The 23,916-nt window shown below is 68.9% G+C and carries 19 protein-coding genes and 1 pseudogene; 11 read left to right on the plus strand and 9 right to left on the minus strand.

All coding sequences use genetic code 11. The features are described 5' to 3' along the window. Positions 1-112 precede the first annotated feature (112 nt). Together ACZ3HV_RS11165 and ACZ3HV_RS11170 are read right to left on the minus strand one after the other, a co-directional pair. The gene (locus ACZ3HV_RS11165) at positions 113-1,786 is read right to left on the minus strand and encodes a DUF8094 domain-containing protein (RefSeq protein WP_465683172.1); all 1,674 of its coding nucleotides are present in this window, start codon (positions 1,784-1,786) and stop codon (positions 113-115) included. A gap of 162 nt (positions 1,787-1,948) precedes the next feature. Further along, positions 1,949-3,424: a KamA family radical SAM protein gene (locus ACZ3HV_RS11170; protein ID WP_465683174.1), complete on the minus strand. Its 1,476-nt coding sequence runs from the start codon at positions 3,422-3,424 to the stop codon at positions 1,949-1,951. Between the two features lie 145 nt (positions 3,425-3,569). Here ACZ3HV_RS11170 and kdd point away from each other — a divergent pair, with 145 nt between their 5' ends. The 8 genes from kdd to ACZ3HV_RS11210 all read left to right on the plus strand — a co-directional run bounded on the left by kdd (position 3,570) and on the right by ACZ3HV_RS11210 (position 13,081). Further along, positions 3,570-4,613, plus strand: coding sequence for an L-erythro-3,5-diaminohexanoate dehydrogenase (gene kdd / locus ACZ3HV_RS11175; RefSeq protein WP_465683176.1), 1,044 nt, complete (start codon positions 3,570-3,572; stop codon positions 4,611-4,613). Between the two features lie 3 nt (positions 4,614-4,616). Continuing rightward, positions 4,617-6,200, plus strand: a complete 1,584-nt coding sequence (locus tag ACZ3HV_RS11180) for an amidohydrolase (RefSeq protein ID WP_465683178.1) — start codon at positions 4,617-4,619, stop codon at positions 6,198-6,200. Further along, positions 6,188-7,765: a lysine 5,6-aminomutase subunit alpha gene (kamD, locus tag ACZ3HV_RS11185; RefSeq protein WP_465683180.1), complete on the plus strand. Its 1,578-nt coding sequence runs from the start codon at positions 6,188-6,190 to the stop codon at positions 7,763-7,765. Before ACZ3HV_RS11180 ends, kamD begins: the two co-directional genes overlap by 13 nt. After that, positions 7,762-8,514, plus strand: coding sequence for a lysine 5,6-aminomutase subunit beta (gene kamE / locus ACZ3HV_RS11190; protein WP_465683182.1), 753 nt, complete (start codon positions 7,762-7,764; stop codon positions 8,512-8,514). Before kamD ends, kamE begins: the two co-directional genes overlap by 4 nt. Positions 8,515-8,516: 2 nt before the next feature. After that, entirely contained in the window at positions 8,517-8,906 is a 390-nt protein-coding gene (gene kal, locus ACZ3HV_RS11195; protein WP_465683184.1) for a 3-aminobutyryl-CoA ammonia lyase, read from the plus strand. Between the two features lie 531 nt (positions 8,907-9,437). Continuing rightward, positions 9,438-11,006, plus strand: a complete 1,569-nt coding sequence (gene lnt, locus ACZ3HV_RS11200) for an apolipoprotein N-acyltransferase (RefSeq protein ID WP_360367610.1) — start codon at positions 9,438-9,440, stop codon at positions 11,004-11,006. A gap of 107 nt (positions 11,007-11,113) precedes the next feature. Further along, positions 11,114-11,593, plus strand: a complete 480-nt coding sequence (locus ACZ3HV_RS11205) for an FxsA family protein (RefSeq protein ID WP_465683186.1) — start codon at positions 11,114-11,116, stop codon at positions 11,591-11,593. 135 nt (positions 11,594-11,728) lie between these two features. After that, positions 11,729-13,081, plus strand: coding sequence for an FAD-dependent oxidoreductase (locus ACZ3HV_RS11210; protein WP_465683188.1), 1,353 nt, complete (start codon positions 11,729-11,731; stop codon positions 13,079-13,081). A 38-nt stretch (positions 13,082-13,119) separates the two neighbouring features. On the opposite strand, the gene ACZ3HV_RS11215 is transcribed toward ACZ3HV_RS11210, so the two are convergent. The 7 genes and pseudogenes from ACZ3HV_RS11215 to ACZ3HV_RS11245 all read right to left on the minus strand — a co-directional run bounded on the left by ACZ3HV_RS11215 (position 13,120) and on the right by ACZ3HV_RS11245 (position 20,381). Then, positions 13,120-15,240, minus strand: coding sequence for a hypothetical protein (locus tag ACZ3HV_RS11215; protein ID WP_465683190.1), 2,121 nt, complete (start codon positions 15,238-15,240; stop codon positions 13,120-13,122). Between the two features lie 70 nt (positions 15,241-15,310). Continuing rightward, positions 15,311-17,308: an NAD-dependent DNA ligase LigA gene (ligA, locus tag ACZ3HV_RS11220; RefSeq protein WP_465683192.1), complete on the minus strand. Its 1,998-nt coding sequence runs from the start codon at positions 17,306-17,308 to the stop codon at positions 15,311-15,313. Positions 17,309-17,345: 37 nt separating this feature from the next. Next, positions 17,346-17,780 (minus strand): zinc-binding dehydrogenase, encoded by a 435-nt coding sequence (locus ACZ3HV_RS11225; protein WP_465683194.1) that lies wholly within the window; start codon positions 17,778-17,780, stop codon positions 17,346-17,348. 220 nt (positions 17,781-18,000) lie between these two features. Continuing rightward, a pseudogene (locus tag ACZ3HV_RS11230) lies at positions 18,001-18,084 on the minus strand (hypothetical protein); the annotation flags it as partial. Positions 18,085-18,162: 78 nt separating this feature from the next. Then, entirely contained in the window at positions 18,163-19,326 is a 1,164-nt protein-coding gene (locus tag ACZ3HV_RS11235; RefSeq protein WP_465683196.1) for a GDSL-type esterase/lipase family protein, read from the minus strand. A gap of 11 nt (positions 19,327-19,337) precedes the next feature. After that, positions 19,338-19,895: a TetR/AcrR family transcriptional regulator gene (locus tag ACZ3HV_RS11240; RefSeq protein ID WP_465683198.1), complete on the minus strand. Its 558-nt coding sequence runs from the start codon at positions 19,893-19,895 to the stop codon at positions 19,338-19,340. A gap of 114 nt (positions 19,896-20,009) precedes the next feature. Continuing rightward, positions 20,010-20,381, minus strand: a complete 372-nt coding sequence (locus ACZ3HV_RS11245) for an RNA polymerase-binding protein RbpA (RefSeq protein ID WP_131296220.1) — start codon at positions 20,379-20,381, stop codon at positions 20,010-20,012. A gap of 246 nt (positions 20,382-20,627) precedes the next feature. On the opposite strand from ACZ3HV_RS11245, the gene ACZ3HV_RS11250 reads away from it, so the two are divergent. The 3 genes from ACZ3HV_RS11250 to ACZ3HV_RS11260 are packed head-to-tail and all read left to right on the plus strand — an operon-like array spanning position 20,628 to position 23,906. Then, complete coding sequence (locus ACZ3HV_RS11250; RefSeq protein ID WP_465683200.1) at positions 20,628-21,992, plus strand: efflux RND transporter periplasmic adaptor subunit; 1,365 nt, start codon at positions 20,628-20,630, stop codon at positions 21,990-21,992. Next, a complete protein-coding gene (locus ACZ3HV_RS11255; protein ID WP_465683202.1) occupies positions 21,982-22,674 on the plus strand; it encodes an ABC transporter ATP-binding protein in 693 nt (230 codons plus the stop codon). Before ACZ3HV_RS11250 ends, ACZ3HV_RS11255 begins: the two co-directional genes overlap by 11 nt. Further along, complete coding sequence (locus ACZ3HV_RS11260; protein WP_465683204.1) at positions 22,674-23,906, plus strand: ABC transporter permease; 1,233 nt, start codon at positions 22,674-22,676, stop codon at positions 23,904-23,906. Before ACZ3HV_RS11255 ends, ACZ3HV_RS11260 begins: the two co-directional genes overlap by 1 nt. Positions 23,907-23,916 lie beyond the last annotated feature (10 nt).

A 23,916-nucleotide genomic window follows, 5' to 3' on the forward strand; every position in this document is an offset into this window, starting at 1 on the left:
GTGGGGACGGTCCGGAAGGACGACCACGATGGGGTCGTCTGGGCTGATGACGCCGGTGGTGAGGACTACGGACCGCCGGCCCGGATCACGCCTCCTCCGGTCGAGCTGCTGTTCAGTATCCGCCGGCGTCGATGAGTTGGGACTCGAAGGAGAGGACGGTGATCTTGCCGGCGCCCTTGGCGGGGACCAGGAGGACGGCGTCGTGCAGGGTGGTTCGGGTGAGGGCGTTCTGGTACTTGACGGTGGCGGGGCTGAAGCCGATGGGATCACCGCTGGACCAGTTGAAGCTGTAGTTGGTGCCGATGTCGAGCTTGAAGTCTTCGGTGACTGTGGCGAAGACGAGGGCCGCGCCGGACTTGGTGACGAAGGCGGTCGGCGGGGTCGCGATGGTGAACTGGTCGCTGACGTGCTGGTAGATCTTCGGCTCCTTGGCCGCGGTCGAATGCCAGTCGGCGACGGTCGCGAGAAGCTTGGTGACGTCGGCGTTCGGAGCGAACGACGCGGCACGCGGGGACTTCGCACCCGCCGTCAGGTACTCGGCGAGTGCAGTCGAGGCGGCCAGGGGAGCGGCGGCCAGCCTCTTCGCGTCGGCGTTCGTGACCGGGCGCAGACCGGTGATGTCCGGGACCTTGGCGGCGACCGGGGGAGCGGCGGCGAAGGTGAGCATCCACGGGCTGCCTGCGGTGGTGCGTTCCCAGACGCCGAGGTAGCGGTAGTCCTTGGTGTCGGAGATGCCCGCGGACACGACGAAGTGCATCGGGTACGTGCCGTAGTTCGGTGCCCCGACCACGGGCTTGGTATACGTGAACGGCTTGATCAGGTCCTTGCCGGACTTGTCCAGCGTTCGGCTGATGGTGTAGCCGGCCTGGCTCTCGCGGACGACGGTCCCGGCCTCGATGGTCGCGATGAGCTTGTCGTCGCGGCGGCGGTTGGCGGCGTTGTTGACCTCGTTGTAGTGCTTGACGACGGCGGCCGCGGTCTCGTTGCTGACCGCCGGGCGGGTGAGGCTCCCGACGGTGTCCCGCTGCGGAATCGCCGAACAGCCCGTGACGAGGCTCAGCGCCACCCCGATCACCGCAACCCGCCGCACCGACCCAGTAGGAGCCTGGGTAGGTGGCCCTTGAACAGGTTGTCCGTGAACATACGGTGCGAACACCGGCTGCGGTGAGGTGGGGCGACGTCGCCGGAAGAGGAGCAGCAAGATGCCAATGGCAACCAAGAGCAGACCGGCCACGAAGACACCCAGCGCGGCGAGGAACGCATGCGGGATCTCGATCCCGAGGTCGACCTGAACGTCCGGCGCGGTCTTCCCATCCGCGCTCATGACAACCACGTCGTACGGCCCATCGCTGATCGGCCACGCGATCGACTGACTGCCGGCGCCGTTCGCCTTCGCGACCCACCAGTCGAGCGTCGCCGGCGCGGTGAGCGGACCGGCGGCGCCCTTCTTCTCCTGGGTGGTCAGCGCGATCGGGTACTGCACCTGAACCAGCGACGTGTGCGCGAAGCCCTTGAGATAGCTGGCGACATCGAAGTCCCGGGCGACGCCGACGAAGACCGGCTTGCCGTCGCTGGACCGGGCCTCGACATGCAGTACCGGTCCGTGCCGATCCAGGAGATCGGGGGAGCTGGCGATCGCGAGCCCCTTGCTGGTGAGGTGCTGATCACCCGACTTGACCGTGTCGTCCGGGCCGATCAGCCAGAACGCGGCCGCGGCGCCGGCCAGACCGACGAGCAGGCCGATGAGGGCAAGCAGGACACCAAGGACAGAGCGGACGACCCGCACGCAGACTCCCGAGATCGCGGCATGCCCCAGACATGCCGAACGATTGACGACGGAAGACTAGCGGCCACCCGGTGCACCGGAGCATCAGGTTGCAGCAGGCAACAAGAGAATGCCTCCGGTGCCACCCCTGCATTGGTGGCACCGAAGGCGGATCGGGGCGGGTTAGTTGATCTCGAGCAGTGTCTGGGCCTCGGCGGCGGTGCGGGAGGCGGCGGCGCGCGTCTCGGCCTCGGCCAGCGAGGTGCCGGCGTGCTGCTTCCACCACTCCTGGCCCTCGGCCGGAAGCGAGTCGATCGGGTCGTAGTACTCGTACGTGCGGTTCAGCGCCTCGGGGTCCTGCTGCTCGATACCGGTGCGGTAGTTCTTCTTCCAGTACGAGATGCCGCGAACCTCGTCGTACTCCGACAACTGGTGCACCCACCGCTTGCCGACGTACGGAACGTCGCAGACGATGCGCGGGGTCGCGAAGCCGGGGAGGTAGCCGAGGATGCCGTGCTGCAGGTGCTGTGCCTCGCGAACCGACACCCGCCAGTGCTCGGAGAACGGGATCATGTCGCACATGTAGAAGTAGTACGGCGTGATCGTCGCGCCATCGAGCAATGCGAAGCACAGGTCGAGCAGCTGCGGCACCGAGTCGTTCACGCCGCGCATCAGCACACCCTGGTTGCGGACGTCCCGCAGACCGGCCTCGAACATCGCCTTCGTTGCCTCGGCCACCAATGGCGTCACCGACTGGGCGGCGTTGACGTGCGTGTGCATCGCGATCATCACGCCTCGCTGCCGGCCGAGCTGAGCAACCCGCTCGACCCCGGCCCGGACGTCGTCCGACAGCCAGTGCTGCGGCATCCCCATCAGCGCCTTGGTCGCCAGCCGGATGTCGCGGATGTTCTCGATCTCCAGCAGGCTCGTCAGGAACGCCTCGAGGCGCGGCCACGGCATGTTCGCCACGTCGCCACCGGACACGACGACGTCCCGGACTCCCGGCGTACGGCGCAGGTAGTCGAGCATGTCGTCGAGCCGGGTCTGCGGCTTCGCGACGAACTTCAGCTTCTCGATGACGGGAGTCGAGTTCCCGACCAGGTCCATCCGCGTGCAGTGCCCGCAGTACTGCGGGCACGTCGGCAGGATCTCCGCGAGGACCTTGGTCGGGTATCGGTGGGTCAACCCCTCCGTGGCCCACATCTCGTGCTCGTGCAGCGAGTCCCGGGTTGCGTGCGGGTGGGACGGCCAGTCGGCACGACGATCACTGAACACCGGCAGCATGTAGCGGCGGACCGGGTCGGCGTAGAACGCTTCGGAAAAAGTCCCCGCGTAGTCGTCGTTGGGAACGATCGTGTTGAGCATCTGCGGCGGCAGCAGCATCGACATCGTCGCCCGCTCGGCCTGGTCGCGGGTCAGGTCCTCGTAGACCCGTTCCTCGAGCAGATCACCCATCACGTCACGCAGCTGCTTGACATTCTTCACACAGTGCGACCGCTGCCACTGCACCGAGCGCCACTCCTCGGCGGTGACGTTCTTCCACCCGGGGAGACGGGTCCAATCCGGCTCCACCAGCTCGGCCCGTCGGTACGCGTACGGCTGGCCGGCCAGGTCGGCAGGCTCCGGTACGGCGACATCAGGGCTGATCAGGTCAGTCATGCGGGCTCCGAAGGGGCTTCAGTGGTGATGCGGTCACATGTGAGGATAGCGATAGAACTTCCCTCAAATCCAACAGTACGCCGCAAGAATTCTCGTCACACCGCACTATCAGTAGTATTTTGCCTGACCGCAACGAGGAGGATCCGTGTCATCCAGCCCGGTAGGACTGCATCGCGTACTCGCGCCGTCCGGCGTGTTGCCGCAGGCGGCGGACAAGCTCGACGCGCGGGCCGAGATCTGGCCCGACGAGGTCCGGATCGCGGTCGAGCGGCTGAATCTGGACGCCGCGTCGTACCGCCAGCTCGCCGAAGCGCACGGCGGTGACGGTCCGGCGATCCGCCGAGCGGTCCTCGACATCGTCGCGACCCGCGGCAAGATGCAGAACCCGGTCACCGGCTCCGGCGGCATGCTCGTCGGCGTGGTCGACGAGACCGGTCCGGAGTCACCCCTCGGCGTCCGCAAGGGCGACCGCGTCGCCACGCTTGTCTCGCTCACGCTGACGCCGCTGCAGATCACCGACGAGCTCGCGAACTGGGACGGCAAGAGCGAGCAGGTTCCGGCGCAAGGCCACGCGATCCTGTTCGCCCGCTCGATCGTCGCCAAGCTGCCCGACGACCTGAAGCCCGAGCTGTCGCTGGCCGTCATGGACGTCTGTGGCGCACCCGCCCTGACCGCTCGCGTGGTCCGCCAGTATGTCGACAAAGGCATAAAGCCTGTCGTGTCAGTTATTGGCGGCGCAGGCAAATCAGGGTCGCTGTCGCTGGCCGCGGCACGGGCCGCCGGCGCCAAGCGCACGATCGGGATCGTTCCCGTGCAGGCCGAGGCTGAGCGGCTCACCGCTGCGGGGATCGCCGACGCGGTCACCTTGGCCGATGCCCGTGATCCGGTGGCGCTGGCGAAGGCGGTCGAGGAGGCCGGCGGACCGGCGGACATCACCGTTGTCTGCGTCGACGTACCGGGCTGTGAGCACGGAGCCGTCCTCTCGACGGCGGCCGGCGGCACGGTGATCTTCTTCTCGATGGCCACGTCGTTCTCCGCCGCGGCACTCGGTGCGGAAGGTCTCGCGGCCGACGTGACGATGCTGGTCGGCAACGGGTACGTGCCTGGGCACGCGGACTACGCGCTGGAGCTGTTGCGAGCCGAGCCGGGTGTCCGCGGACTGTTCGAGAGCAGGCTGGCGGAGGATTAGTTCGTGCGCACACTTCTGACGAACGGTTCCGTCTACTCACCCGTCGACCCTCACGCCACCGCGGTCGCCTTCGACGACGGCGTGGTGACCTGGCTCGGTGACGACACCGGCGCGGGCTCGTACGCCGACGGCGCCGACGAGGTGATCGACCTCGACGGCAAGCTGGTCACGCCGGCCTTCGTCGACGCTCACGTCCACACCGCGCAGACCGGCGCGCTGCTGACCGGGCTCGACCTCGCAGGCACGACCTCGTTGACCGAAGCCCTCGATCGCCTCGCCGCCTTCGCGCGGACTCTTCCGGCGGACGCGGTGATCGACGGTGCCGGCTGGGACGAGACGAAGTGGCCCGAGGGCCGCCCGCCGACGGCCGACGAGCTGGATCGCGCGGCCGACGGTCGCCGGGTGTACCTGTCCCGGATCGACGGGCACTCCGGAGTCATCTCGTCAGCTCTGGTCCCGGCGGCGACGGGCGACGGTTACGACCCGAGCGGCCGCGTGGAGCGCGACGCGCATCACGCCGTCCGGGATGCGCTGAGCGAGCTGATCGGGCCGGAGCAGCGGCGTACGGACATCGCGGCCGCGCTCAAGGCGATGGCGTCGAAGGGGATCGGCGCCTTCCACGAGATGGCGGCTCCGCACATCGGCCCGCTGTGGGAACTTCCGCTGGTCCGCGAGATCGCTCAGCAGCTTGGGCTGTCCGCGACGCTGTACTGGGGTGAGCCCGGTGTCTTCGAGCACATCGCGACGTACGACCTCGCGGGTCTCGCCGGTGACCTGAACGCGGACGGCGCGCTGGGCTCGCGGACGGCGGCTCTGCGGGAGACGTACGCCGATCGCTCGGACCACCGTGGTCACGCCTACCTGACGCCCGAGCAGATCGCGGAGCACGTGATCGCCTGCACCGAGCGGAACGTCCAGGCCGGCTTCCACTGCATCGGCGACCAGGCCCTCGACAACATCGCCCGCGGCTTCGGCCTCGCCGCCGAGAAGGTCGGCGTCCAGGCGCTCGTCGCCGCGCGGCACCGGCTGGAACACGTCGAGATGGTCGACGAGGCAACGATCGCGACCCTCGCCCGGTACGGTGTCGTCGCCAGTGTGCAGCCGATGTTCGACGCGCTGTGGGGCGGGCCGGACGGGATGTACGCCGAGCGGGTGGGCGACCGGTGGCAGGGGATGAACCCGTTCGGTTCGCTCGCCCGGGCCGGCGTCGTACTGGCGTTCGGTTCGGACTCACCGGTGACCGAGCTCGGTGGCTGGGAGGCAGTGCGGGCGGCCGCGTTCCACCACGAGAAGTCCGAGCGGGTGACCGTTCGGGCGGCGTTCCAGGCGCACACCCGGGGTGGCTGGCGGGCGGCCGGGATCGATGACGCCGGTGTCCTCGCGCCGAGCACGGCAGCGACGTACGCGATCTGGGAGAGCGACGCGAACCTGGTCGTGCAGACGCCGGACTCACGCGTAGCGGCGTGGTCGACGGACCCGCGCGCCGGCGTGCCCGTGCTGCCGGACCTGAGCGAGGGCGTCCCCACTTGTTTGCGAACCGCCGTCGGCGGCCGCGTGGTTTATGAAGCAGAAGGATGGTCGCTGTGACGCGTGCGGTGAAGAAGCTTGATCTTGATCCGGTGACCGTCCGGAAGGCGCGGAGCCTGGCCCGCAAGGCCGGGCGGCCGATCGTCAACCTGGCCCGGCAGCACACGACGGTGTCGGTCGAGCGAGCGGTACTGCGGTTGGCCGGGCTGTCCGGCGCGGACACGGAAGGGATCCCGTGGGTCAACCGGCTGGCGGACACGGTCCGTGCGGATGTCGGGCTGGAGCACGGGTTCGCCCTGCCAGTCTGGGACGCGCTGGTGCGCGGCGAGGCGGAGGACCTGGGGGTCCTGGCGCAGAAGGCCGCGTCGGGGTCGGTGACGTTCCGGCTGCCCGAGGGACGGGACGCCGTACGAGCGCGGGCGGCGGCACGGAAGGCGGCGGCCGCCGGGTTGAAGAAGGTCGACGGGCGGCGGCGTGAGCGCGACCGGATGATCAAGCGGCACGGCGACCCGGAACAGCGGCCGTGGATCTACCTGATCGTTGCCACCGGCGACATTTACGAGGACATCCCGCAGGCCCAGGCGGCGGCGCGGGCGGGCGCGGACGTCATCGCGGTGATCCGGTCGACCGGGCAGTCGTTGCTGGACTACGTTCCGGAAGGCGCGACCCGCGAGGGCTTCGCCGGGACCTATGCGACGCAGGAGAACTTCCGGCTGATGCGGGCGGCGCTGGACGAGTCGTCGAAGGAGCTCGGGCGCTACATCCGGCTGACGAACTACGCGTCCGGGCTGTGCATGCCGGAGATCGCGACGCTGGCCGGGCTGCAGCGGCTGGACATGATGCTGAACGACTCGATGTACGGGATCCTGTTCCGCGACATCAACCCGATCCGCACGTTCGTCGACCAGCGGTTCAGCCGGCAGATCCACGCCCGGGCCGGGATCATCATCAACACCGGCGAGGACAACTACCTGACCACCGCCGACGCGGTCGAGGCCGCCCACACGGTGACGGTGTCGCAGTTGCTGAACGAGTACTTCGCCAAGGAGGCCGGGCTGGAGGACTGGCAGCTCGGGCTCGGGCACGCGTTCGAGATCAACCCGGACCTGCCGGACTCGTTCCGGCTCGAACTGGCGCACGCGATGCTCGCCCGGCAGCTGTTCCCGGACGCGCCGCTGAAGTGGATGCCGCCGACCCGGCACATGACCGGCGACGTGTTCCGCGGGTACCTGCTGGACGGCTTCTTCAACCTGGCCGGGGCGATGACCGGGCAGGGCATCCTGCTGGTCGGCATGATGACCGAGGCGGTGGTCACGCCGTGGATCTCCGACCGTGATCTGGCCCTGCAGAACGTCCGCTACGTTTTGGGTGCCGCAGGCAACCTTCATGAGGACGTCCGGCCGGCTCCGGACGGCTTCATCGCGTCCCGCGCCCGGCAGGTGCTGGGGGAGTCGGTGGAGCTGCTCGAGGAGATCGTCGACGACGGTCTGCTGAACGCGATCGGCGACGGGACCTTCGGACTGATGAAGCGCCCGCAGGACGCCGGGCGCGGTCTGGACGGAGTGGCTCGCAGGTCCTCCGAGTACTACAACCCGGCGATCGAGCTGTTGGAGGAGGACCAGTGAGCATCATCCGGCCGTACGGCGACACCACGGGCGACGGCATGGTGCAGCTGTCGTTCACGCTGCCGATCCCGCACGACAAGCGGGCCGAGGGCGCCGCCGTCCAGCTCGCGAACAAGATGGGCATGGACCCCGCCCTCGTCGTCCACGCCAAGGCGATGGGTCCGGACTTCACCTTCTTCGTGGTCTACGGGCCGGTGAACCACCTGGTCGACACCGACAAGGTCGAGGTGATCGAGCGCGACTACCCGCTGCTGTCGCCGAAGGAGGTGAACCTCTCGATCCGCAAGACGCTGCGCCGCCGGCTGACCATCGTCGGTGCGTGTATCGGCACCGACGCGCACACCGTCGGCATCGACGCGATCATGAACATCAAGGGGTTCGCGGGGGAGAAGGGCCTGGAGTACTACCGCGAGCTCAAGGTGGTGAACCTCGGCGCGCAGGTCGCCGTACCGGAGCTGGTCCGGCGGGCCAAGGCGGAGAAGGCGGACGCGATCCTGGTGTCGCAGGTGGTGACCCAGCGGGAGGCGCACGTACTGAACACCAAGGAGATGTCGGCCGCCTTCCGGGAGGCGTACGCCGAGGACGCCCGGCCGGTATTGGTTGCCGGCGGCCCCCGTTTCACCGAGCAGATGGCCGGCGAGCTCGGGGTGGACCGGGTGTTCGGCCGCGGTACGACGCCTGGCGAGGTGGCCAGCTATCTGGTCGACGCACTCGTGACCAAGCGAACCCCGCACAGGAAGACGGCATAAAGGTGTCAAAGGCAACTATCGGACTCACGGCGACGCATCGGCGGTACGTGCCGTACAGCCACGCGCACTACGCCGGGAACCTGGTCGACGGCGCGTACGTGCTCGCGCTGTTCGGGGACGTGGCGACCGAGGTCTGCATCCAGTCCGACGGCGACGAGGGATTGTTCGCGTCGTACTCCGACGTCCAGTTCCTGCAGCCGCTGCGCGCCGGCGACGTTGTGGAGGTGAAGGCAACGATCACCCGGGTCGGCAACCGCAGCCGCGACCTCGAGTTCAGCGCGTACGTCGTCTGCCGCGGCCGGCCGGACCAGTCCGAGTCCGCGGCCGAGGTGCTGGCCGAGCCGCTTGTGATCACGCGCGCAAAGGGAACGGTCGTCGTACCGGTTGGGTGACGATTGGTTGCCCTGGGTAACGATCACATGGAGTGCCGAGACGGCTCTGTAACGTGACATGACTGAAGGATCCTCGTTTTTCCTTGGAGGGCAGCCGATCGTGTTACAACGGCCTCAAGGAGCCGGCGCAGAGGTTGACACCGTCGCCGTCAGCGAGCATCGTTTTGGGAGTCGTCATATCCCGTTTGAGCAACGGTCACACGAAGTTCGGCCACCGGATGATCCCGCGACGCTGACCAGGCCAGTGCCAGGCTTGAGTCGACGGGGGCTGAGATCGCTGGTGGTGAGCCCCCCGCGGGGCAGAGGTGGAAGAGGTTCGGCGCCCAGTAGACAACAGCCGGGCGGTTCGCAGCCAGTGGGCCGGCGGTTGGTCCGAAGGAGTGCCGAGCCTCTTTCCTCATTGTGTGACGACATCCTCACTTTCCGCAATCGGTGCCCAATGGCTACTGACCGGATACATTTGCGTGTCCGGGACGTTGTACGGTCGTGCGACCGGCGTCCGCCGGAACAGTGAGGACAAGGGGTTACCGCGTGGACCGGTTGAAGGCTTTCGGGCGGTTGCTGCCGAGGATTGCCGTGGCGGTCGCGGCCGGCGCACTGCTCGGCCTGGCCTTCGAACCGCATGACCACCCCTGGCTCGCGATCGTCGCCGTACCGCTGTTCCTGGCCGCGCTGAACGGTGCGTCGGCCAAAGGCGGGTTCCTGATCGGTGCGGGCTTCGGCATCACCTACTACGCGGTGCTGATCCCGTGGATCACGGTGATCGGTGGCGACGCCGCGGTCGCGCTGGCGATCCTCGAAGGGCTCTTCTACGCCGTCTTCGGGCTGTTCGCGACGCAGGTGCTGAAGCTGAAGCTGTGGATGCTGTGGATCCCGTGCCTGTGGGTGGCGACCGAGTTCGCCACCGCCTCGGTGCCGTTCGGCGGCTTCCCGTGGGGCAAGCTCGCGTGGGCGTTCTCCGATCTCTCGCTCGGCAAGCTCGCCGCCTTCGTGGGCATTCCGGGGCTGAGCTTCGTGATCGCGTTCGTCGGCGTCCTCCTGTACGCCGTACTGCGGCCGGCCAGCGGCCTGCGGCTCCGGGCCGTCGCAGTGGTCGCCGGGCTGGCGATCGTCTTCGGCAGTTCGCTGATCAACCTGTCGACCGAGGGCGACGGCAAGACCGTGAAGGCCGCGATGGTGCAGGGCAACGTGCCCGGCAAGGGGCTGGAGTTCCTCGGCCGCGCGCGTACCGTCACCCGCAACCACCTGTCGGCGACTCTCGACCTGGAGAAGCGGGTCCAGGACGGCACGGAGATGAAGCCGGACCTGGTGATCTGGCCGGAGAACTCGACCGACATCGACCCGTACAAGGACGACGAGACCCGCGCCGATATCGAGGAGGCGGTCAAGGCCGTCGACGTACCGATCCTGGTCGGTGCCGTCACCGAAGGCCCCGGTCCGGACGAGCGGCAGACCACCGGCATCGTATGGGACCCGGTCACCGGCCCCGGCCAGCGGTACGCGAAGCGGCACCCGGTGCCGTTCGGTGAGTACATCCCGTTCCGCGACCAGTTGCTGCCCTACATCAAGCGGCTGGAGATGATCGGCCGGCAGACCGCGCCCGGCACGGTCCCGGGCGTGATGCCGATCAACGGCGTGACGTACGGCGACATCATCTGCTTCGAGCTCGCCTACGACAACGTGATCTCGGACCTGATCAACGGCGGCGCCCAGGTCCTGATCGTCCAGACCAACAACGCGACGTACGGCGGGACCGGGCAGCCCGAGCAGCAGTTCGCGATCACCCGGATGCGGGCGATCGAGACCGGCCGGACCGTGCTGATCGCGTCCACCAGCGGGATCTCCGGCGTCATCCGGCCCGACGGGACGGTCGAGCACAAGTCGGCCCAGTTCGTGCCGGATGTGTACGTCGCCACGGTTCCGGTGCGCGACACCCACACTCTCGCGAGCACCATCGGCGGCTGGCCGCAGTGGATCCTGACCGGCCTGGGGCTGCTCGGCATCGTGCTGGCCCTGGTCGCCCGTCGTCGGCGGCGTACGAACGACGGCCCGCAGACGCCGCCGGCCGCCACGCCCAGCCGCGAGAAGGTTCCGGTCTGAGCCAGGGTCCTCTCAGGGTCCGCCGTTCCCACTCGTTCCGTACGCTGGTGTTTTAGGCCGCCTGATGTTCCAGGCCGCCCGATGTTCCATGCCGGAAGGGGTAGGACATGCCGTGGCTCGTGGCGCTCGCGTTGCTGGTGGTGCCGATCCTGGAGATCTACGTGATCATCCAGGTCGGACAGGTGATCGGCGGCTGGCCGACGGTCGGGCTGCTGCTCGTGGAGAGCGCGCTCGGTGCGTGGCTGATCAAGCGTGAGGGCAGGCGGGCCTGGAACGCCCTGCAGGCGTCGTTCGAGAGCGGCAAGCTGCCCGGCCGCGAACTGTCCGACGCGGCCCTCGTCCTGGTCGGCGGCACCCTCCTGCTCACCCCGGGCTTCGTCACCGACATCTTCGGCTTCTTCTTCGTCCTCCCCTTCACCCGCCCCGTCGCCCGCCGGGCAATGTCCGCGTTCTTCAGCCGCCGGGTAGCCACCCAGTTCGGCACCCCGAACCTCGGCAACTTCATCCCCGGCGCAGAGCCCACCCGCCCCCGCCCGACCTCCGACGACGTCATCCAAGGCGAAGTAATAGACCCCGACCAGAAGTAGTTTCCTTCCCACGCATGCTCCCGTGGACTGGGGAGACTTTTACCCCCGAATCGGGCAGAAACCCTCCCCAGTCCATCGCGAGGTAGCGGCGAGCACTAGCCTTGAGGGTGTCCGGCAGCGAGTTGGGGGTGTGCCGTGGCAGTACCGCGGGTGGTCGTTGTCGGGGGCAGCATGGCCGGCTTGTTCGCGGCGCGAGCCATGTCCGACCAAGCGTCGGTTGTCGTGCTCGAACGCGAGCGGCTCACGGATGCCGTGGCACCGCGCGGCCACGTGCCACAGGGCCGGCACCTGCACCTGCTCCTGTCCGCTGGGCTGGATCTGCTGCGCGACTGGTTCCCCGGTATCGAGGACGAACTCGTGTCCCAAGGAGCCATGCATGCCGACGGATACGGAGCGTGGGTGTTCCAGGGCGGCGCCTACCGAGCCCGCGGGGACTGGGGCGGGCCGGTGCTCTGCCTTACCCGGCCGCTGCTCGAGCACGTCGTCCGTACTCGCGTAGCCGCCCTGCCCGGCGTGTCCGTCGAGGACGGCGTGACCGTCGAGCGGGCTGTTGTCGAGGACCACCGGGTGACCGGGGTCGTGGCGGCCGGCGTCGAGCGGCCGGTCGACCTCGTCGTCGACTGCTCCGGGCGCAACTCACGCATCGCCCACGACCTCGCGGCGTCGGGCCTCCTCGAGCCGCCGGTCACCCGGGTCGGCATCGACATCGGGTATGCGTCCTTCCTGATGCGTCGCTCACCGGACGACTTCGAGGGCGAGCTCATTGTGTGCGTCGACAACCCGGGCTCATTCCGCGCCGGATCCGCGCTGCCGGTCGAGGGCGACCGCTGGCAGGTGACCGTGGCGGGTGTGCGCGGCGATGCCCCGCCCACCGACGAGGAGGGCGTCCGCGCCTTCATGGCCTCCCTGCCGAGCCCCACCCTCGGGCAGCTTGTCGACCGCTGCGAGCGCTTGTCGGAGATCGTGGCCTACCGCTTCCCGTCGAGTCAGCGACGACACTACGAGAAGGCGTCGGACCTGCTGGAGGGGCTCGTCACGCTCGGGGACGCAGCGAGCAGCTTCGACCCGATCTACGGCCAAGGCATGTCGTCGGCGGCGTTACAGGCGGCCGTTCTGGGCGACGTGGCCCAGGCTGTCGGGGTGGTCTCCCCGGAGCTGCCGAAACGATTCCACCGCAAGGTCGCTCGCCTCATCGACGCACCTTGGCGCATCGCCGTGGGTGGTGACTTCGGCCACCCCGCCACGGTAGGTCCCAAGCCCACGGGAACCGCCCGGCTCAATGCCTACATCCTGCAGGTCATCCGGGCAGCTCACGTCTCGGTTCCCGTGGCGGGGGCCTTCAACCGTGTACTCCAACTGACCGACCCGCCAACGGCCCTGCTACGCCCGTGGACAGTCGCCCGTGTCCTCAGCAAGTCTCGCCGTTCCCCAGCCATCACAGGCGTCACGATCCAGCACCCCCGCGTCGGCCCCGAGCCTCCCAGCTGACCAGCCGGGAGGCTCGCGTCGATCGTGAAAGGCCAGCGTCAGAAGTCGATCTCGATGTGGGTTCCGGTGGGTACGCCGGGGTGGCGGAGCCATAGGATGGCGAGCTCGGCGTCGTACTGGAGGTCGGTGAGGTTGGCGTCGTCGGCTCGGACGGCCGTTGGATTGGTTGGGGCGCGGAGGGCGGTGGTGACTTGGACGCCGCGGGGTGCCTCGGAGATGAAGCGGATGCCGGTCTGGTGGCTTTCCCAGCCCACTACTCGGCCGGCGGAGGCGAGCAGGGGTTCCTCGTCGTAGGTGAGGTCGCGGAGCCAGGTCAGTTGGCCTGGGCCCAGCTCTCGCCGGCGCACGATGCCGAGGTGCGGGTCGAGGACGTCGAGGTAGGTGCCCTCGACAACGTGTGAGCCGCCGGCCTCTTCCAGTACGGCGCCGACGAGGTACGGGCCGCGCTGGACCGACAGCCAGTTGGTGGACTCCCAGCTGTGGCCGCCCGCCTCGGCCAGTTCGCGGATCGCCGCGACCAGCTCGGCGGCGCGTTCCGGTGACTCGGTGAAGGCGGCCGGCCGGGACGGGAGGAACCGGACCTGGCCCTTGCCGATCGGCTGGACACCGACGTGGTTGCGGTCCGCGCCGAGTGCCTCGGCCAGGTGGTCGGCGCAGGTGTCGTAGCGGCCGGTCCACCAGGAGCGGATCTCGTGGTACGGGTCGGCGCCGTCGCCGACGTACAGCAGGCTGCCGCCGCGGCTGACCCACCCGGCCAGCGCGTAATGGATGCCGGGGGCAAGCGGCTTCTGGAATTCGTAGCTCAGGACGAGTACGTCGACATCGTCCAGTGCATCAGGAGTGTCGATCACGTTCTCCAGCTGGACCGGACAGACCTTCTGCCCGTCGCACAGCGGTGGCAGCGCCAGACCGTAGAAGTCGGAGAAGTGCAGCTGCTCGCGGCCTTCGAGTGCCAGGGCGTCCTGCAGGCCGTCGTAATGTCCGCTCTCGCCACCGGGTGCCCAGCGCTGGAACATGGCGGTGTCCGAGAGCGCGATCCCGATCCGCGGTCCGTCGTTGGCCCAGCGCACCTCCGGCTGATCCAGGTCGCGCAGGCTGTTCATCGCGATGAGGTAGCTGGTGGCGGTGTCCTGCGGAATCGATTCCCGTTCAGTAGATCCCTCGCGCAGGTAGGGCCGGTTGAAGATCCGGTTCGGCCACGGCGCGACCTCGTACCGCGAGACGCCCGGGTGCAGCAGCGAGGCGATAAGCGTGCGCTGCCAGTTGGCCAGGTAGTCCTCCCAGGTGCGGTCCGGGTGGTCCTCGATCGGGTCGTGCAGGAACCACATGCGGCGGTCGGTGCCGCGGGTGAGGTCCTGGGCGATGCCGTACTCCAGGTAGGCCGTCTCGAAGGTGCGCTCGGCAACCTTTCCGGCGTACACGTTGGGCGTCCGGGAGGTTCCGGTCCACACCTGCGCGATGGCGCCGTCGATCGAGGGCAGCGCCCGCAGGCGTGATTCGGGGCTGATGATCTGCCACTGGGTGTAGTTCAGGAGGCTGTGCGTCGGGACGTAGAAGCGCACCAGGCGGCCCTGCTGGAGCGCTTCGTCGCGGAGCACGGAGGTGACCCGGTCGAGGCTGCGGGACAGCAGATGCTGCTTGAGCTGCCCGGAGCGGAAGTGCGCTTCGGCGGTGCTGAGCGGGGCCTGCCACGGCTCATCGAAGAAGGCCTGCCACTCCCGCTTGAACGATTCCGAGTAGCCGGCGCGCGCCCAGAACTCCGGCTCCTCGAGGTGGATGCCTTCGACGCCGAGCTCGATGATCGGGCGGAGTTTCTGCACCAGGTACTCGGTGAAGCCTAACGTCGGGACCATGTACGGGATATCGGTGCTCTGCCCGTGCAGGATCGGCGATCCGTCGCCCGCCGTCTGCGCGTCGGCCCAGTGGTCGGAGCCGTCCCACCGTCCATCCAGGTAGTCCTGGTAGTTGCCCCAGGAGATGCCCGTCATCAGGTGGACGCGATAGCCGGCCTCACGCCAGCGGGCGATGCGCTGCGGCGTGGTGTCGTTGAGACCGTAGACCATCACGAAGTCGGTGCGTAGGTCGATCGATTCGTCGTACGGCGCCTGCTCCTGGAAGCCGGTCGCCTCGCGGTCCTTGCTGGTGCTGGTGTCCGTCATACGTCAACCCTTGCCGGTCCGGTACGCCGGGCGCCAGCCCGCTGTCAGGAACTGGACACGGGCCGTGAGGTCAGCGGGGGAGCACGTCGGCGGCCTGGAGTTGTTGCCAGATCTCGGACTGGTCGACGACGGTGACGCCGAGCTTCTCGGCCTTGGTGAGTTTGGACGCACCGACATCGGCGCCGGTGATGAGCAGGTCGGTGCTCGCCGACACCGACGAGGCGATAGACGCGCCGGCCTTCTCACAGAGTCGCTGGAAGGCTGGGCGCGCGACCTTCTCACCGGAGCGTGGATCGCTGATGGAGCCGGTGACGACCACCGTCTTGCCGGCCAGCGGTGCACCCGCGACGACGACCGGTGGGCGATCCTCCTCGCGTACGTCGAGCGAGACGCCGGCCGCTCGGAGCCGTTCGAGCTCGGGGCGCAGCCGGGTGAGGTGCTCGATCAGTGAGGCGGCGACCTTCTGGCCGATGTCGTCGACGGCGACGAGCCCGTCGACGCCTGCGTCGGCAACCTCTTCCAGGGAAGCGAATCCGGCGCGGCACAGCCTGGCCGCGGTGCCTTCGGAGGCCATCGGGATCGCGAGGCCGATGAGTGCCCGGCGGAGGCCGACCTGGCGGCTGGTGTCGATCGAGTCGATCATGCGGGCGGCCGAGATCTCGCCGATGCGGTCGAACTCGAGCAGCCCGTCCTTGGTCAGCTGGTAGAAGTCCGACGGGTGTTCCAGGATCCCGGCCTCGGCCAGCCGCTCGATCCAGACTCCGCCGATCGCGTCGATGTCGGCGGCCGCCCGGGACGCCCAGTGGATCAGCCGCCGCACGGTCTGGGCTGGGCAGCTGACGTTGGTGCAGAACAGTTCGCGGCTGTTGCCTTGCTCGGTCAGCGGCTGCTCGCACGACGGGCACACCGACGGCGGCACGATGTCTCGCTCGGCTCCCGTGCGCTTGGAGGCGTCGAGTACGCCGGCCACGAACGGGATCACGTCGCCGGCGCGGCGGACCAGGACCGTGTCGCCGATCTTGATGCCGCGGGCACGGATCACCTCCTGGTTGGCCAGCGTCGCGCGCGTGACCGTCGTACCGCCGACGAAGACGGGCTCCAGCCAGGCGACCGGCGCGATCTTGCCGGTCTTGCCCACGTCCCAGACGACGTCAGCCAGCACGGTCGTCTTCTCCTCGGCGGCGAACTTGAACGCCAGGGCGCCGCGTGGCGAGCTGGACCGGGTGCCCGCGGCGGCGAAGGCGTCGCGATCGGCGAGGCGCAGTACGGCGCCGTCCAGGTCGTAGTCCAGTTCGTTGCGTTGCTGCTCGATCGTGGTGATCACCGCCTGCGCCGCGGCGGCGTCGTCGCAGTGCCGCATCTCGGCGACGGTGAATCCCATCGTCTGCAGCGCGCGCTCGAGATCGGCGTCGGCGTTGTCGGAGTCGCTGAGCAGGTCGAAGGCGAGGAACTGGAGGCGTCGTTCGGCGACGGTCGCCGGGTCCTTGGCGCGGAGTGTGCCGGCAGCGGCGTTCCTCGGGTTGATCAAGGGCTTGTCGGGGTGAGCGGCGTTGTAGGCGGTGAAGGTGGAGCGCAACATGACCGCCTCACCGCGGACCTCGGTGCGGTCTTGGACCTCGAGCCGGTCCGGGACTCCGTCGGCGAGTGCCCGCACGAGCGGGGTCACGTCGTCGCCGGTGGTCCCGTCGCCGCGGGTGATCGCTCGTGCGAGTTGCCCGTTCTCGTAGACCAGGGCCAGTGACAGGCCGTCCAGCTTCGGCATGACCACGACCGACTGGCCGGGGAAGCGGCTGAAGAAGGCCTCGACCTGTTCGGGGCGGGTCGCCTTCTCCAGCGACAGCATCGGCCGCGAGTGCCGGATCGGCGCGTGCAGCACCGCGGGTGCACCGACCTGATCCAATGGGTTCGGGTCGGGCGCCAGCTCGGGGTTGGCCTCGATCAGCGTCCGCAGTTCGTCCTCGATCACGTCGTACTCCGCGTCGGCCACCGCCGGCGAACCCCGGTAGTAGGCGTCCCGCAGTACGACGATCCGATCGGCCAGTTCCTGAATGCGCTCCCCAACGTCCACGGGCCAGGACACTACCTGCGTGCCCCGACAAACCGCGTCATTCCGCGGCCACCGTGATGATGGTTCTGCCGCGGGTGCTGAAGGCGGCGGGGGCGTCGGCGAGGGGGCGGACGCTGGTGACGAGCGGCGTGAGCCGGCCCTCGCGGAGGCGGGTGGCGAGTTGGGTCAGCTGTTCGCGGTTGGGCTCGACGACGAAGAAGATCGCCCGGCCGTCGTCGGGCTGGACGGTCGGCGGTTCGGCGACGGTGACGAGGGTGCCACCGGGGCGCAACAGCGCGGTGGAGCGATCGCGGATCTCGCCGCCGATGACGTCGAACACGACGTCGACCTCGCCGGCGTCCTCCAGGCGGTCGCCGTCCAGGTCGAGGAACTCGTGGGCGCCAAGGGTGCCGGCCAGGTCCGGTCGGAAGCCCGGCCGGTGCCGATGATGTGGGCCCCGGTCTCGCGGGCCAGTTGCCCTGCACGCGGCCAACGGCCTGGAGCTGATGCACGGCGACCGAGCCGACCGAGCCGCCGGCGCCGTGGATGAGGACGGTTTGGCCTGCTTGCAGGTGAGCGTGGTCGAACAGCGCTTGCCAGGCGGTCAGACCGGGCATCACCGCGGCGGCCCCGGTCATGTGGTCGACATCGCCGGGGAGCGGGGCCAGGTTGCGGGCCTCCACAGCGGTGTACTCGGCGAGCGAACCGTTGCGGCGCCAGTCGGTCAGCCCGAAGACCCGCTGACCGACCGTGAGACCGGTGGTGCCGTAGCCGAGTTCGACGACCACACCGGACAGTTCGTGGCCGAGGACGCTCGGCGTGCGGTCCCGGCCGGCGCGGTCGGTCCAGGTCCCGGGCCAGTCCGGAGGGCCGGGTCAGTCGACGGGGGTTGTGAAGGGGCCTTTGGGGCTGAAGGTGTGGGTGGTGAAGCGGTCCGCCATGGTGCGGTGGGTCTGCGCGTCGGGGTGGAGATCGTCGGGGAGGGGGTGGGCCGCGTTGTCGGGTTCGCCGTACAGGGTGCGGCCGTCGAGGTAGTGGAGGTTGGGGTCGTCGATCGCGCGCTGGGTGATGATGCGGGACAGCTCGGCGCGGATGATCGAGAGGGTCAGTTTGCCGGCGGGGATCTCGTCGGGGCTGCCGGTGGCGGTGAAGCGGAGTTCGCCCTCGGCGAGTGCGGACAGGTCCCAGCCGGTGGGGCCGGGGGTGTCCTCGTGGATCGGGCAGAGGATGGGGGAGACGACGAGGAGCGGTGTGTCCGGGTGGCCCTCGCGGACGGTGTCGAGGAAGCCGTGGACGGCCGGGGTGAAGCTGCGGAGGCGGAGGCCGTCGGTGTTGACGATGTTGATGCCGAGTTTGAGGCTGATCAGGTCGGCGGGGGTGTCGCGGATGGTGCGCGCGATGAAGGGTTGGAGGAAAGCACTCCCGCCGAAGCCCAGGTTGACGAGTTCCACACCGGCCTGAGCGGCGGCCAGGGCCGGCCAGGTGCCGGTGGGATGGGTGGCGTTGGAGCCGTGGCTGATCGAGCTGCCGTGGTGGAGCCACACCCGGCGAGTGACCGGAACCGGCTCGACCGGGGCATCGGTGCGGAGGGCAACGAGTTCGGTGGTCTCGTCGTGCGGCAGCCAGATCTCGACGGTCTTGGGTACGTCGGCCAGCCGGTCGAACCGCAGTATCCCCGGCTCACCGCGCCGGGTCTCGGCAGAACCGGTCGTCAGGTCGATCGTGATGATGTCACCACCAGGCAGGCTCGCCTGCGCCACCAGCTGACCATCGACGAGGACGTCGTACACACCGTCCGGTCGTGGGGGAGCGCTGACGTAGTCCCGCTTCGTCGGCAGCGTCTCCAGCTCGATGACGGTGGCCCGGCTGGAGAACACCAGCCGTACGCTGGAGGGCTGCGACTCGACCATCGTCATCTGCCCGTCGTCGTACTGCTTCCGGGCCCAGGCAGGCAACCGATGCGGGAGCACACCGCGATCCGTCCGCTCGAGATCGAGCGCGCCACGCAGGAGATCAAGGGTGATGGGGGTGGTGATCAACGGAAGAACCTCTACTTGTGGTCGGGCCAGTTGCGCAGGAGGGTGTCGAGCGCGTCGAGGATGCGCGGCCAGCTCTCGTCGCTCGGGGGCTTGCTGTGGCTGAACGATCCGGCCAGCTCCAGGCTGACGTAGCCGTGGAACACGCTGCCCAGCAGCCGGATCGCGTCGGTCTGAGCGGGCTCGGTCAAGTCGTAGCCGCGCAGGATCGCTCGGGTCATCTCCGCGTGCCGGTCGCCGGCGCTGGCGGCGGCAGCCGACGGATCGAGCCGGAACTGGGCGGCGGCGTACCGTCCGGGATGTTCGCGGGCGTAGTCGCGATAGACATTCGCCAAGGCGGCGAGGGCATCACGACCGGCGCGTCCGGCCAGCGCCGCGGCGCCCAGATCGGCCATCTCCTCGAGAGCGATCAACGCGATCCGCGTCTTCAGGTCATGGGAGCTGCGAACGTGCGAGTACAGACTCGCGACCTGTACGCCGAACTGCCGGGCCAGCGCCGACACGGTGACCTGCTCGAAGCCGGCCTCGTCGGCCAGCTCGGCCCCGGCCCGCGCCACTCGCTCGGTCGTCAACCCCGCTCTTGCCATACCTGATTATGAAATAACCTAAAACTTTTAGGCAAATCAGCACAACAAAAACGGACCCCCACCGCGCCGTTGCGGTGAGAGCCCGTCAGGGCCTGAGGGTCAGGCGGTGCGCTTCGTGCGGTGCAGGTGCGCCGGGCCGATCTCGCCCTTGCGCAGCAGCTCCACGCGCTCGGCCAGGAGCTCCTCGAGCTCGCTGATGCTGCGACGCTCGCGCAGCATGTCCCAGTGCGTACGGGCCGGCTTCTCCTGCTTCGGCTCCGGCTTCTCTCCGGTGGACCGGGCGGCCTCGCTGCCGCAATGCGGGCACTCCCAGATCGCGGGCACCTCGGCGTCGTGCGCCATCGTGACCTCGACCACATGGCCGCGGGGGCAGTCGTACGTGATCATCTGGCGCGGAGCGAACTCCACACCGCGGTCATCCTCGAAGCTGACCCCACCCAGCCCCGAACCACGCAGTACGCGATTAGACATGTCAAACCTCCGAGATCGTCATCCGTGCCAACGGTCGGCCGGCCCGGATCATTCCCATTTTGGCATGCCCGAGCCTTCTGTACGCACCTGACAGCACCGTCGTGACGCCCTGTACTCGCGCGTTCACTCATCACGGTGTGTCGCGGACCGTCCGACGTACGACGCACCGAACCGATGCAGAGTTCACAGGCAGTTGCCAGGAATCGAGGATCACTTCCTCAGCAAGCGGCTTTAGCGTCTGCTGCCATGGTGCTACCCCGCCACAAACTCCGTGGCCTCAGCTTCGTCAACGTGGCCCTGGTGGCCATCGTCCTGACCATCGCCATCACCGCCTACTTCCTCTTCTTCAAGAAGGACCCGCCGGCCGCCAGTGCGACGCGTCCGACGGCGGAGGTGGCCCGTGGCGAGGTGACCGCGAGCGTCAGTTCCAGTGGCACCCTGCAGAGCTCCCAGACCGCGTCACCGCAGTTCGAGACCTCGGGCACCGTCACCCAGATCCTGGTGAAGGTCGGCCAGGTGGTGGCCAAGGGCGCGGCGATCGCCAAGGTCGATCCGTCCGCCGCCGAGCGGCAGCTCCGGATCTCCGACCAGAACCAGATCGCGGCGGCCAACTCGGTCACCGCCGCGCAGGAGTCGCTCGACGATGCCGAGGACGCCGCGGAAGAGGCCGAGGAGGCGTCGGCCTCACCGACCCCGACGCCCACCAACGGACAGCAGCAGATCCAGAGCCAGAACCAGGGCCAGACCCAGAACCCGGAAGTTGCCGTCAGCAACGCCGAGGCGAGCCTGGCCCGGGCCAAGGCGGACAAGGAGCAGGCCGACCAGGACGTCGAGGCCGCCCAGGCCGCGGTCGACGCGACCACGCTGAAGGCGCCCATCGCCGGCACGATCACCGCGATCAACGGCTCGGTCGGCTCGGTCACCGGCGGTTCGAGTTCCGGATCAGGGTCAGGCTCGGGCAGTGGTTCAGGCTCGACCTCAGGTCAAGGTTCAGGGTCCAGCACCTCGAGTACGACGACTACCTCGGGCTCCGGTTTCGTGGACATCTCGGACCTGAAGGCGCTCCAGGTCGTCGCGTCGTTCGCGGAGGCGGACGCGATCAAGATCAAGGCCGGCCAGTCGGCGACCGTCACGCTCAACGCCGAACCGGGTACGACGCTCACCGCGTCGCTGGCGTCCGTCTCGCCGACCCCGACCACGACCAACGGCGTCGTCTCGTACGCGGCCACCTTCTCCCTGGCCAAGCTCCCGGCGAACACCAGGATCGGCCAGACCGCCAACGTGACCGTCCAGACCGCGAAGGCGACCAACGCCCTCTACGTCCCGACCACGGCGATCGCGACCAGCGGTACGACGTACACCGTGACGATGGCCGACGGTGCGGGGACGCGCGAAGTGAAGATCGGCGTCCGTGGCGACAGCTACACCCAGGTCGTCTCCGGCCTGAACGAGGGCGACCGGATCGAGCTGCTCCAGGGCGCCATCGGCGGGACCGCGAACCAGACCGGCCAGGGCCGGCAGGGACAGTTCGGTCAGGGGCAGTTCCCCGGCGGTGGCGGCCAGTTCCCGGTCGGCGCGGGTACGGGCGGCGGGGGTAACCGTGGCCGCTGACGCCCTGATCGACATCCGGGACGTCACCAAGACGTACGGCAGCGGCGAGACCGCCGTGCACGCGCTCCGCGGGGTGTCCCTGCGAGTCGCAGCCGGTGAGTACGTCGCCGTGATGGGCTCGTCCGGATCCGGCAAGTCGACCCTGATGAACATCCTCGGCTGCCTCGATGTCCCGAGCCGGGGCGAGTACTGGCTGGACGGCAGCAACGTGGCCCGGCTGACCGAGGACCAGCAGGCCCTCGTCCGCGGCCGCAAGATCGGATTCATCTTCCAGTCCTTCAACCTGATCCCGCGGACCACCGCGCTCGCCAACGTCGAGCTCCCGCTCACCTACGCCCATCTGCGCCGGGCCGAACGGCGTCAGCGGGCCGGCCGCGCGCTGGAGCTGGTCGGACTGACCGACCGCGCCGGCCACCGGCCGAATCAGCTGTCCGGCGGTCAGCAGCAGCGAGTGGCGATCGCTCGGGCACTGGCGACCGGGCCGCGGATCCTGCTCGCCGACGAACCGACCGGCAACCTGGACCTGCACTCGACCGACGAGGTGCTGGACATGTTCGACCAGCTGAACGCCGACGGCCGGACGGTCGTGGTGATCACCCACGAGCATGAGGTGGCGGCCCGGGCCCGGCGGCTGATCCAGGTCGCGGACGGCCGGATCGTCGCCGACGAGGTGACTCGCTGATGTCACCTCGCGACCTGTTCGGGGCCGCCCTGCGCGGCCTCAACGCGAACAAGCTGCGCTCCCTGCTGACCATCCTCGGCGTCTCCATCGGCGTCGGCGCGGTCATCGTGCTGGTTGCTGTCGGCAACGGTTCGGGCAAGGCGGTGCAGGCCCGGCTGGAGGCGATGGGCACCAACCTGCTCACGGTGTCCACGACCGGCGGTGGCGGCGGCTTCCAGCGCGGCCAAGCCGGCCCGTCGTCCCAGCAGTACAGCCTGACGCTGGCTGACGCCACCGCGCTGGCCGACGAGCGGCTGGCGCCCGACGTGTCCGCCGTCGCCCCCGTGATGACCAGCAGCGGTGCGACGGCGACGAACGGCGACACCAGCTACACGGTGAGCCAGGTGATCGGTACGACGCCGGAGTACATGCCGGCCACCAACACGCCGGTCGGGATCGGAGCGTCCTTCACCCAGCAGGACGTCGACGACTCCGAACGGGTGGTCCTGCTCGGGCAGACGACCGCGACCGAGTTGTTCACCCGGCCCGCGAGCGCGGTCGGTCAGACGATCAAGCTCGGCGCCATCGACTTCGTCGTTCGCGGCGTACTGGCGAGCAAGGACAGCACCGGGTTCTCGGATCCGAACGCGACCGCGATCATGCCGATCAGCACGCTCCGCGCGACCCAGGCCGGGTACGGCGCACTCAGCCAGATCGTGGTCCAGGCGGCGGACACCGATCGCGTCGACACCGCTCAGGCTGAGGTCACGCAGTTGCTGACCGCACGCCATCAGGTGCCGTCCGATCAGACCTCGCCGTTCCGGATCACCAACTCCGCGCAGATCCTGCAGACCAGCCAGGACACCGCGGCGACCTTCACCGCCCTGCTGGCGACCGTCGCAGCGATCAGCCTGGTCGTCGGCGGGATCGGGGTCACCAACATCATGCTGGTCACCGTCACCGAGCGGACCCGCGAGATCGGCATCCGCAAGGCGCTCGGCGCGCGGCGGCGGACGATCCTCGGCCAGTTCCTGATCGAGGCGACCCTGCTCAGCCTGATCGGCGGTGCGGTCGGGGTCGGCGCCGCGCTGATCGTCACCCGATTCCAGTTGGCCGGTGTGCAGCCGGTGCTGGTGCCGTCGTCGATCGGACTCGCGCTCGGCGTGTCCGCGGCGGTCGGCCTGTTCTTCGGCAGCATGCCGGCGCACCGAGCCGCCGGTCTTCGTCCCATCGATGCACTACGTCACGAGTGAGAGGCAACCT

It is taken from the genome of Kribbella sp. NPDC020701 (assembly GCF_055562215.1).